The organism is Pseudarthrobacter sp. R1, assembly GCF_024494415.1.
Classification (GTDB): domain Bacteria; phylum Actinomycetota; class Actinomycetes; order Actinomycetales; family Micrococcaceae; genus Arthrobacter.
The window spans coordinates 176,201-185,725 of sequence record NZ_JAMKFI010000001.1; the positions used below are offsets into that span (position 1 = coordinate 176,201).

Here is a 9,525-nt window from a genome sequence, read left to right on the forward strand (position 1 = left end):
GACGCGCCAACGTGAACACAACGGTTCGTGTCTAAACCGCGGGCTCGCGCCGCCTGCGGAACACGGTTCGCAGGTTGTCGCGGAACGTTAGCTGGTTCCGCCTGCTGACCACGATTACGGCAACCAGGGCGGTCACCAGAACGACCGCACCCCCGGCAGCTACGGACCAGCGCGCGCCGAACTCTGAGCCGATCCACCCCATCAGCGGCGCCCCCACTGCAGTTCCGCCCTGCAGGACCGCCAGGTACAGGGCCAGCACGCGCCCCCGGAACCGGGGTTCCACCGAGAGCTGGATGCTGGTGTTGCAGCTGTTCAGGAAGGTGATGGACGCCAGGCCGACAGGTATCAGCACCGCGGCGTACAGCCAGAACGACGGCGACACGCTGCCAAGGAGCGTGAAGAACCCGAGCCCGAGCGCCCCGCCCAGCAGGTACCGCAGCCGCGGCCCGGCCCGCCGTGCCGCGAGCAGCGCGCCGGCCAAGGTTCCCACCGCCATGATGGAGCCGAGGAGCCCGAATTCGCTGGGGCCCACACCGAACTCGGTGGTGGTCATGAGCGCGTTGATGATGGGAAAGTTCATGCCAAAGGCGCCGAGGATGCCCACCAGGACCATAATCAGCAGCAGGTCCGGCCTCTGGCGGACATAGCGCACGCCCTCGGCCACCTGGTGCTTACCGCGCCCTGCCCGGGCGGCCGGGGCGAGCTCCGAGGTGCGGATCAGGAACAGCGAGATGATGACGGCGGCGTAGCTGGCAGCGTTGAGCAGGAAGACCGGGCCGGTGCCCGCCCAGGCGATGAGCACACCGGCGACGGCGGGGCCGGTCAGCCTGGCGGTGTTGAAGGACGCGGAGTTCAGCGCCACCGCGTTGGAGATGTTGTCCTGCCCCACGAGCTCGGAGACGAAGGACTGGCGGGCGGGGGCGTCGATGGCGCTGGCGATGCCGAGGCAAAGGGCGGCCAGGTACGCGTGCCACAGTTGGGCGGTGCCGGTTACCACCAGCAGTCCAAGCGCCAGTCCGGTGAGGCCCATGGCCACCTGCGTCCACAGCAGGATCACCCGCTTGCGGTAGCGGTCCGCCAGCACGCCGCCGTACGGGCCAAGCAGCAGCATGGGAAGGAACTGCAGGGCGGTCGTGATGCCGACGGCGGCGCCGGAATGGTTGGTGAGGACGGTCAGGACCAGCCAGTCCTGGGCCACCCGCTGCATCCAGGTGCCGACGTTGGACACCAGCGCACCGCCAGCCCAGATCCGGTAGTTGCGGTTTTCGAGGGCCCTGAACATCGCACTCATTTGCCGCTCATCTCCTGCATGATGTGCGCCGCGCGGCTCAGCACCAGCCGGTCCTCTTCACTCAACCCGGCCACACGCTGTGCCAGCCAGGCAGTTCGCTGGTTCCTGGCCTCCGCCAAAACGGCCCTGCCCGCGTCGGTGATGTCCACGTGGACCTGCCGCCCGTCGTCGGGATTGGCGGCCCTGGAAACGAAACCCTGCTCGGCCAGGGCGTTGACGATCCGGGTCATGGACGGAGCCTGCACATGTTCCCGCTCGGCGAGGGTGCGGAGGGTCTGCGCCCCGTTCCCGTTGAGCTGGGCAAGGACGGTGTACTGGCCCGGTGTGATGACGTCGCCGGTTGCCTCGACGCGGAGCCGGCGGGATGTGCGCATTACGGCCGTGCGGAGGTCTATGGCCAGGCTGTCGGGGCTGACGGACTCTGCCGTTTCAGTGTTCTCGGTGTTGGTGGTGGTCACGCTTGCGTTGCGCCTCCTGAAGATGCTTAGCAATGCTAATTAGTCCTGCTAACAAGTATGCTTCTGTCCCCAAGAAAGGGCAAGGTTTTAGGAGGTTGATATGCATCACCCGAGCGGTACGAAGGGCGCTTTTCCCGGGGTACGGAGAGGTTGCGTGCAGCTTAGTTAGGCTGAAGCATGGACTATCAGTTGCGCCAAGCTACGCCGGAAGATGCCGAGGCGGTGGTGCTGATGCACACGCTGTCCCATGAGGAGTGCTACCCCCACCTGCTGTCCCCGCAGTTTTTCGCCGCCCGCCGCGATGCGATTCCGGAACGGGTGGAACGCCGTCGGAAGCACCTGGACGGCCCTGACCCGCGGATCATTGCGGTGGATTCCAATGATGAAGTGGTGGGATTTGCCGACGCCGGTCCAGGCCGCGACGAGGACGGTCCCGTTCCATTGGAGCTGTACTCGATCTACATCCTCGGCCGTGCCCAGGGCATGGGATTGGGAGCGGTCTTGCTGGAAGCCGCGATCGGTGACTCGCCGGCGTACCTTTGGGTGCCGGCGGACAACCCAAGGGCCCAGGCTTTCTACCGCCGGCACGGTTTCCGGCCCGACGGCAAGCGGGGTTTGCTGCCACCCGAATGGGAAAGCGTGCCCGAGATGCGGATGGTCCGGGTTGGGCACGACCACTGAAGGGGCCGGTGATGGCTGCTACCGCTGAGGCTGTTCTTCATGACGGCACCGTCATTCCTGTTTCCGTTCATGGCGACGGTCCTGCGCTGCTGCTGCCGGTCCGGCTCGCCCCGCATCCGCCGGCCGAGGCGGAGACCATGCGCAAGTGGGGCGGCGATCCTGGATTGGGCGCAGTTTTGGTGGAAGGGCTTTCCCGCTCGAACCGGCTCATCGTTGCCGACTATGAAGGCCACCGGATGGCCCAGCCCGCGGCGAAAACCCTCACTCCTGAGAACCTCGCCGCCGACTTATTGGCCATTGCCGGTGCGGGCGGCGCCGGCGCCTTTGGCTACTACGGACACTCCTGGCTGGCCCTTGCCGGTCTCCAGCTGGCCCTGCGCACTGACCGCCTCCGGGCGCTGGCCATGGGTGGCTTTCCGCCCCGCGGCGGGCCGTACCGGAGCATGCTGGCGGTGACCCGCGCGGCCCACGCCGCGTCCGTGCGGCCACCTGACCCGTCCGCCGTCGCGGTCGACGACGCCGAGCCGGGGGACTGGGACTCGGTGTCCGTGCAGACCACTGAGGCGCAGACCCGGCAGTTCGTCACCCTATACGAGGCACTTCAGGATTTCGACGACGGCGCCGCCGCATTGCCGCCCGGCCGGTTCCGGCTGGCATTCGCTGGGTCCAAGGACCAGATCGACTACAGCCCGCAGTGGGGCGGCGTCCGGGTGAGCATCGGGGAGCCGCTGGCCAGGCACCGCGACGCGCTCGTTGCCGCCGGTTGGGACGTGCAGGTCCTTCCCGGGCTGGACCATCTTGGCGCGATGCACAGTTCGGTGGTGCTCCCTATCCTGACCGGTTGGCTCAGGAAAATCGGCTGGGTGCGGGACTAGGATCAGGCGATATGGGCTCGATGTCATACCTGTATGCAGGTGTCCCGGTGACAAACCAGGCGCGGGCACTTGAGTGGTTCGCCGCGTTTTTCGGGCGCCCGGCCGACGAAATCATCGGCGATGAGGCGCTCCGGGAGGTCAGCGAAACCGCCTGGCTTTTCGTCACGGAGCAGCCGGACCGGGCAGGCGGCGCGCTGCTGACGCTCGGGGTGGAAGGCCTTGATGTGTCTCTTTCCCGCCTCGCCGCCCGCGGCGTTAACCACGAGCCGATGGAAACCTACGGCAACGGGGTGCGCCACGTCGTCGTCCTTGATCCGGACGGCAACAGCCTGTCCTTGGCCGAGGCACCGCAGGACTAGCTTTCCGCCTTTGGGAATCCGGGGCGGAAGCCTTCCGCGGCAATTGACAGACCCCGGCGATGGTGGGTGCATGGGAAAGCGACGGTCTGTTACTGCCCAGCCTTGATTTTCCGCCAGCCGCCCGCGCGGTTGTTGGCGATGATCGCGCGGAACATCTCCACGAGGGCGTCCTCGTTGAGCGGCTCGCCCTCGTAGTACGAAATCATTCGGCCGGTTTTGTTGCCGTGGCCCCCGGTGATGATGTTGTGCGGGTCCGGGGTGATGCCGCCGTCGTACAGGAACACGTTGACGTGATCCTTCGCGGCGAGCAGCGCGCAGATGTTGCCCTGCAGGACGAAGTACGGCTGGACGGTTCGTTTGATGGTTTCCTCGACTTCGGGATCGGCGGCGTGGACCAGGTCCCGGACCTGCCGGCAGATGTCCTGCTGCCAGGGTGGGAGCGCGTCGATGTAGTGGTCAACGCGCGGGTCCTTTTCATAGCTCACCGGTGAACTCCTTCCGCCAAACCCTATGGTTCCCCGATCCGGCCGGGAGGGAAAGAGGCCACTCCTGCAGGCCAGACCCAGCGCCCTATAGCACGCGCAAAGCGAGGCCTGCGCTGGAAGCCGGGTGCCGCCGTCGGACACTCCTGCCAGGACTAAGATGACCGCATGGGTGCCGTTGACGATTCCCTTGCCGCCATGTCGGAGCCGGACCGATCCTGCCTGCAGCGCGTCGTCGCGATAGCCCGGAGCATCGCCCCGGATGCGGAAGAAGGGATGAGCTACGGGATGTCGGCCCTGAAACTGGACGGCAAGCCCCTGATCGGAGTGGTGGCGGCTGCCAAGCACCTGTCCATCTTTCCGTTCTCGCCCGCCGTGGTGGACGCCGTCGCATCCAAGCTTGAAGGCCACTCCCTGTCTAAGGGCACCGTCAGGTTCACGCCGGACCACCCCGTCCCAGATGACGTGGTGGAAGAGATGGTCCGGCTGCGCCGGGCAGAGATCCGGAAGTAGCCGCTATAGCTGCGCCGGGCCCAGGGGCAGGGGAGTGATCGGCTGGTCATTCGCCGTCAGGTCGATGCCCAAATCCTTGGCGAAAACCAGCCGTGTCTCCTTGTAGAGTCCCGTCTGGTTCTCGTCCAGTTCGAAGACGCGCGCGCCGCGGAGCCTGTTCCGGTCGGCGCCCGGCAGCCCGTAGGCGCCGAACCCTGTCCCGGGACCGTAGCCAAGCTCCACGCCGTAGTAGTTGCCCACATAGGTGTTGACGTGGTCGTGGCGCACGAAGTAGCCGCGCACATCCCCGCGCTCGAGGAAAGCGTTGAACAGGCCGGAGTTGAAGGGGCCCGGGCACTCGTCCTCGTTCCGCTCGCCCGTGATGTTGTGCTTCTGCACGGCGCGCTGGTGGTCCGCATCCGTCCGCGAATCAATGCTGGCGAACCACATGTTGCGGTGCTCGTGAAGGGCGATGTGCCCCCACATGAGTGACGGGATCTTCCTCCCGTATTTCTGCTCGGTAGCGATCGAGAGGTTGCGGTACCAGGTGACCTGGTCCATCCGTACCCAGTCCCAGTCCGGGTAGCCCTCGAAGTCCTGGCCGTTGATGCTGTCCGGGGCGTAGCGGCCGGTGTCGATGAGCCACAGGCCGAAGGCAGGGTCCTTGGACTTGGAGGACTGGACCAGCAGCAGCGAGTTGGACGTTCCGGTGACGCCGTCGGTGGTGTCGCCATTAACGTTGTATTCGTAGGTTTGCAGGAACTGGAGCATCCGGGCTTCGGTCATCCCGGTCCTGGCCACGGAGTCCTCATCGTGGTTGCCGAACGTGATGGCCAACGGGATCTTCCGGCTTTCCATCGGCTGGACCACGTGGTTCAGCGCCTGCTTGACCTCCAGTTCCGTATCGCAGCCGCCGTTGATGACGTCGCCGTTGATCACCACAAAGTCCGGCTTCTCCGCGTCCAGCGTGCGGTCCATCAGTTCGATGGTGCGGCGGTCCGTCTGCTCGTCGTCCTGGGTGTCGTTGAACTGGACCACCTTGAACCGGCCGTCAGGGCGGAACGCAAGGGTTGGCTTGGGCGCCTTCGCGCCCGGTGCCGCAGTGGCCCCGGTTCCCGCCGCCACTGTGGCTCCCAGCGCGCCCAGGGTTCCTGCGGCTGCCAAAGCGGCCCTCCGGCTGAACCTGGGCTGGTGGATCTTGATGGTCATGGCTGCCTTCCTGCATGGTGCGCGGCCACGCTTCCGCCGCCGTCCCTGTGACAGTAGGAAGCCCCGACGTCCGGGTTCCAAACGCGTGGTGAACAACCGATGAGGAGAAGGCGTTGACGGGATTCGTAAGGGCTGCCCGGACCGCCATCACGTGTCCCGCAGGAGGGCCCGGGCCTGTTGCCCCACCCCCGGGTGTGAGACCATCCGGTATGGGTGAAAACAACAAACCGGACGCGGCCGCTGTGCCGGTAACCGGGGTAAACGACCATGCGTGGGAGCGGGAACCCCGCCATCCCACGGCTGAGCAGGCCCGCTCCATCGGCTACCGCAGAAGGGACGCAGAGTCCAAGTTGGAGCAGCGTCTGCGGGCGGCCCGCGACAAGCCAGACGACGAAAACGGCGGCCAGGAGAACTAGTTATCGGGTCGTCGGCAGGCCTGAAGCGACGAGGGGGCACCAATGAAGTCCAACGAACTGCTGCTGGACTCCTTCAGCAGAATCAGGGAAACAGTGGAAGCCACACTGAAAGGGCTCGACGACGGGCCCCTGGTCCGGCGGCCCGGTGGCACCGGGAACTCAATCGCCTGGCTGATTTGGCACCTTGCCCGGGTGGAGGATGTGCAGGTGGCCGACGCTGGGGGACTGGACCAGGTATGGACCGCGCAGGACTTCGTGGGCCGCTTCGGCCTCCCACTGTCCAGGAACGACACCGGCTACGGCCATTCAAGCGACCAGGTGGACGCGGTACAGGCGCCGCCGGAACTGCTGCTCGGTTACTACGACGCAGTCCACCGGCAAACGGTGGAGTTCGTGCAGACGCTCGGCGATGAGGATTTGGACCGCATAGTGGACACCCGGTGGGACCCGCCGGTCACCCTCGGCGTCCGGCTGGTGAGCACCATCGCGGACTGCCTGCAGCACGTGGGGCAGGCCGCTTACGCCAAGGGCTTGAAGCGGGCATAGGAAAGAATGAATTACCTATTTCCGTAGAGGGAATTCGGTTCCATAATGGCCACGTAGGCGTCGGGGACCCCTGCGGCGATGAATGCTGGGGGGCGCAGCAGGGTCCCAGGTGGCTGGACGGTTATGGCGGAACGGGCGGCCACGCGGCCCCGGAATAGGGATACTCCGGGAACGTAAGAGGGGAGAGCATCCCCGCCAACGCGAACAATGCACAAAGGAATTCATCATGCTCAAGGACTCAGCAATTATGGCTGTCCTGCCCGCGAAGGACATCAACCGGGCCAAGGAGTTTTATCGGGACAAGCTGGGTTTGGAAAGTTCCGAGGCCATGGAGGAGTACAGCCTGCTGTACCGCTGCGGGAACGGAACGAGCTTCCTCATCTATCAGACGGACAACGCAGGGACAGCAAAGAACACCCAGATGGGCTGGGAATCGGACAACATCGAACGCGACATGGAGGAACTGCGGAGCCGAGGCGTTGTTTTTGAGGATTACGATCAGCCCGGGTTGAAGACGGAGAACGGCCTTGTCACTGACGACTGGGGAAAGTCCGCCTGGTTCCTGGACAGCGAGGGGAACATTCTCAATATCACCCAGCGCACGTAGCATCTGAGCGGACGCGTCAGGGCGCCTGACCGAAGGAACGTACGACGTCGGCGCTCGCCAACGTCCGGCCGCGTCACTTTCCGTACGGCTACCAGCGGGAGCTGCCTGCTAATAGGCGTTCGTGACTAAGCCGTGGGTACCTTTCCTTCAAGGTATCCACGGCTTTTTAGTTAGGGCGGCAGGCAAGCTCCCTAGTGCGAAGACAACTCGCGCATCAGCCCGAGCTGTGCCAGGAACTCCACTTGATCGAAGTAGAAGTGGTGGGAGGCGATCTCCCCGCCCTCAACCCTGGCGACGTCACAGCTCCGGATCCTGACCTGCTTGCCGGTGGGCTGAAGGGCTTCGCCGGAGGGCATGCGCAGTGGTCCGGTGTTCGTACCGACAACGTACCCCTCGTCGACCGCCACGTTGCCGGCTTCGTGCCTCTCCGCGTACTCATAGTGCACGTCGGGCAGGGCTTCCCAGAAATGGAAGAGGTAGCTGGTGATGGCATCCCGCCCGTTCAGTTCCCCTTCGTCAGGGGTGTAGGCAACGGCGTCTGCGGCGTAGCAACTTGCCAGCGTATCTTTGTCTTTGTCATTCATGGCGGTGGTGAGGCGATCCATGACTTCGCGTGCCTGTCCCATTTGGGACCTCCAATTTTTGGGCGGCCTCACGGAAGCGGAGGCCGCTTCGTGGACTGGCTCCGGCCGACTGCTGGAGCCAATTTAATTGGATATCCGCTTCGGATCACTGTCAATGAAGAAGTGGAGGAGGCCGCGCCCCGGGCTTCCGCCGGGCTTCCCGGTCTACTTTCCGGTCAACGGCGGTTCCTGCCCGTCCGCCGGCGTCACCCGGATCCGAGCGATACGCAGCCGGTCCATCGCCGTTACGGTCAGCACATGGCCGTCCGCTTCCACACTGTCACCTGTCCGGGGCAGCCGCCCCAGCCGGTCAATGACGAACCCTGCGACTGTCTCGTAATGCCCCTCCGGCAGTTCGATGCCGGACGCCGAGGCGAACTCCTGAAGGATGAGCCCGCCGTCCACGTCAAGCGATCCGTTGGCCCTGGTGACCCGGTCCTCGGCGTCCACGCCGGCGTCGTACTCGTCGTAGATTTCGCCCACTAGTTCCTCCACGAGATCCTCAAGAGTGACGATGCCGTCCGTGCCGCCGTATTCGTCCACCACGAGCGCGATGTGCTGGCCCAGCCTGCGCATCCGCTGCAGGGAGGGCAGCACTTTGTTGGTCCCCGGCAGCGGAAGGATCTCCCGCACGATGTCCCGCACGTGCCCGTCGTCGTGCTTCCCGTCCCGGGGCACGAGGTCACGGACGTGGATGAAGCCAAGGACGTCGTCGGGCGTTTTGTCCATCACGGGATAGCGCGAATAGGGAGCGTCCCTGACCATGCTGAACGCCTCGGCGATGCTGAGGTTGCCATTGATGAAGGTCACCTCGGTGCGGGGGCGCATGACCTCCTGCAGCGAGCGGTTTCCCGCGCCGAAGACGTCCGAGAGGATGCTGCGGCTGTGCTCTTCCAGTACCTCGCTCTCGGCCACCATGTCCCACAGTTCCTCGGAGCTGACGCTCTCCTGCTTGGCATTCGGGTCACCTCCAAACAGCCTCACGACGGCGTCCGTGGACACGGACAGCAGCCAGACGGCGGGCCGCATGATTTCGGAGAGAACACCCAAGGGAGGGGCCAGGACTTTCGTGAAGCCGACGGCGCTCTGCATGGCCAGTCTCTTGGGCACCAGTTCGCCGAGGACCAGGGAGAGGTAGGCGACCAGCAGCGTCATGCCGATAAAGGCGATCGGTTCCGCGGAGGCACCGAAACCGATGCCTTCCAGCAGGGGTTCGACATCGGGCGCGATGGTGGAGGCGCCGTAGGCAGCCGAGAAGAAGCCGGACAGCGTCACGCCGATCTGGACCGTTGAGAGGAACCGGTTGGGGTTCCCGGCCAGCGCTGCGATTCGGGCGCCGCGCTTTCCAGACTTCTCCATCCGGCGTACCTGGCTCTCGCGGAGCGAAACCAGCGCCATCTCCGTGCCGGCAAACACCCCGCCCAGCAGCACAAAAAAGAGGACCAACAGGAAATTGAGCAGGGTGTCGCTGTCCATGAACAGACAC

At 65.1% G+C, this 9,525-nt stretch carries 13 protein-coding genes; 7 read left to right on the top strand and 6 right to left on the bottom strand.

The window, feature by feature from the left end; translation table 11 throughout:
* Positions 1-31: 31 nt before the first annotated feature.
* Positions 32-1,291 (bottom strand): MFS transporter, encoded by a 1,260-nt coding sequence (locus M8J71_RS00810; protein ID WP_256246114.1) that lies wholly within the window; start codon positions 1,289-1,291, stop codon positions 32-34.
* Positions 1,288-1,749 carry a MarR family winged helix-turn-helix transcriptional regulator gene (locus M8J71_RS00815; protein WP_256246115.1) on the bottom strand — a complete coding sequence of 154 codons (462 nt, stop codon included), beginning with the start codon at positions 1,747-1,749 and terminating at the stop codon, positions 1,288-1,290. Before M8J71_RS00815 ends, M8J71_RS00810 begins: the two co-directional genes overlap by 4 nt.
* A gap of 177 nt (positions 1,750-1,926) precedes the next feature.
* Between M8J71_RS00815 and M8J71_RS00820 the strand changes: the two genes are divergently transcribed.
* From M8J71_RS00820 to M8J71_RS00830, 3 genes are read left to right on the top strand one after another with little or no spacing between them, the layout of a single operon-like run.
* The gene (locus tag M8J71_RS00820; RefSeq protein WP_256246116.1) at positions 1,927-2,430 is read left to right on the top strand and encodes a GNAT family N-acetyltransferase; all 504 of its coding nucleotides are present in this window, start codon (positions 1,927-1,929) and stop codon (positions 2,428-2,430) included.
* An 11-nt stretch (positions 2,431-2,441) separates the two neighbouring features.
* Positions 2,442-3,305, top strand: a complete 864-nt coding sequence (locus M8J71_RS00825) for an alpha/beta hydrolase (RefSeq protein ID WP_256246117.1) — start codon at positions 2,442-2,444, stop codon at positions 3,303-3,305.
* Between the two features lie 11 nt (positions 3,306-3,316).
* Entirely contained in the window at positions 3,317-3,664 is a 348-nt protein-coding gene (locus tag M8J71_RS00830) for a VOC family protein (RefSeq protein ID WP_256246118.1), read from the top strand.
* Positions 3,665-3,753: 89 nt separating this feature from the next.
* On the opposite strand, the gene M8J71_RS00835 is transcribed toward M8J71_RS00830, so the two are convergent.
* Positions 3,754-4,149: a DUF1801 domain-containing protein gene (locus M8J71_RS00835; RefSeq protein WP_256246119.1), complete on the bottom strand. Its 396-nt coding sequence runs from the start codon at positions 4,147-4,149 to the stop codon at positions 3,754-3,756.
* 165 nt (positions 4,150-4,314) lie between these two features.
* On the opposite strand from M8J71_RS00835, the gene M8J71_RS00840 reads away from it, so the two are divergent.
* On the top strand, positions 4,315-4,659 hold the full coding sequence (locus M8J71_RS00840) for an iron chaperone (RefSeq protein WP_256246120.1): 345 nt from the start codon (positions 4,315-4,317) through the stop codon (positions 4,657-4,659).
* A gap of 3 nt (positions 4,660-4,662) precedes the next feature.
* Here M8J71_RS00840 and M8J71_RS00845 read toward each other — a convergent pair whose 3' ends face one another.
* Positions 4,663-5,847, bottom strand: a complete 1,185-nt coding sequence (locus M8J71_RS00845; protein ID WP_256246121.1) for a metallophosphoesterase family protein — start codon at positions 5,845-5,847, stop codon at positions 4,663-4,665.
* A gap of 209 nt (positions 5,848-6,056) precedes the next feature.
* On the opposite strand from M8J71_RS00845, the gene M8J71_RS00850 reads away from it, so the two are divergent.
* From M8J71_RS00850 to M8J71_RS00860, 3 genes are all read left to right on the top strand, one after another.
* The gene (locus M8J71_RS00850) at positions 6,057-6,263 is read left to right on the top strand and encodes a hypothetical protein (RefSeq protein WP_256246122.1); all 207 of its coding nucleotides are present in this window, start codon (positions 6,057-6,059) and stop codon (positions 6,261-6,263) included.
* Between the two features lie 42 nt (positions 6,264-6,305).
* Entirely contained in the window at positions 6,306-6,809 is a 504-nt protein-coding gene (locus M8J71_RS00855; protein WP_256246123.1) for a mycothiol transferase, read from the top strand.
* 226 nt (positions 6,810-7,035) lie between these two features.
* Complete coding sequence (locus M8J71_RS00860) at positions 7,036-7,416, top strand: VOC family protein (RefSeq protein ID WP_256246124.1); 381 nt, start codon at positions 7,036-7,038, stop codon at positions 7,414-7,416.
* A gap of 191 nt (positions 7,417-7,607) precedes the next feature.
* Here M8J71_RS00860 and M8J71_RS00865 read toward each other — a convergent pair whose 3' ends face one another.
* Together M8J71_RS00865 and M8J71_RS00870 are read right to left on the bottom strand one after the other, a co-directional pair.
* The gene (locus M8J71_RS00865; protein ID WP_256246125.1) at positions 7,608-8,042 is read right to left on the bottom strand and encodes an ester cyclase; all 435 of its coding nucleotides are present in this window, start codon (positions 8,040-8,042) and stop codon (positions 7,608-7,610) included.
* Between the two features lie 162 nt (positions 8,043-8,204).
* Positions 8,205-9,515 (bottom strand): hemolysin family protein, encoded by a 1,311-nt coding sequence (locus M8J71_RS00870; RefSeq protein WP_256246126.1) that lies wholly within the window; start codon positions 9,513-9,515, stop codon positions 8,205-8,207.
* Between the last annotated feature and the right edge of the window lie 10 nt (positions 9,516-9,525).

What these genes read in the sequence shown, in the direction of transcription:
- M8J71_RS00810 (WP_256246114.1), bottom strand. Translation starts at nt 1,291, where the DNA reads ATGAGTGCGATGTTCAGGGCCCTCGAAAACCGCAACTACCGGATCTGG.
- M8J71_RS00820 (WP_256246116.1), top strand. Translation starts at nt 1,927, where the DNA reads ATGGACTATCAGTTGCGCCAAGCTACGCCGGAAGATGCCGAGGCGGTG.
- M8J71_RS00825 (WP_256246117.1), top strand. Translation starts at nt 2,442, where the DNA reads ATGGCTGCTACCGCTGAGGCTGTTCTTCATGACGGCACCGTCATTCCT.
- M8J71_RS00830 (WP_256246118.1), top strand. Translation starts at nt 3,317, where the DNA reads ATGGGCTCGATGTCATACCTGTATGCAGGTGTCCCGGTGACAAACCAG.
- M8J71_RS00840 (WP_256246120.1), top strand. Translation starts at nt 4,315, where the DNA reads ATGGGTGCCGTTGACGATTCCCTTGCCGCCATGTCGGAGCCGGACCGA.
- M8J71_RS00845 (WP_256246121.1), bottom strand. Translation starts at nt 5,847, where the DNA reads ATGACCATCAAGATCCACCAGCCCAGGTTCAGCCGGAGGGCCGCTTTG.
- M8J71_RS00850 (WP_256246122.1), top strand. Translation starts at nt 6,057, where the DNA reads ATGGGTGAAAACAACAAACCGGACGCGGCCGCTGTGCCGGTAACCGGG.
- M8J71_RS00855 (WP_256246123.1), top strand. Translation starts at nt 6,306, where the DNA reads ATGAAGTCCAACGAACTGCTGCTGGACTCCTTCAGCAGAATCAGGGAA.
- M8J71_RS00860 (WP_256246124.1), top strand. Translation starts at nt 7,036, where the DNA reads ATGCTCAAGGACTCAGCAATTATGGCTGTCCTGCCCGCGAAGGACATC.
- M8J71_RS00865 (WP_256246125.1), bottom strand. Translation starts at nt 8,042, where the DNA reads ATGGGACAGGCACGCGAAGTCATGGATCGCCTCACCACCGCCATGAAT.
- M8J71_RS00870 (WP_256246126.1), bottom strand. Translation starts at nt 9,515, where the DNA reads ATGGACAGCGACACCCTGCTCAATTTCCTGTTGGTCCTCTTTTTTGTG.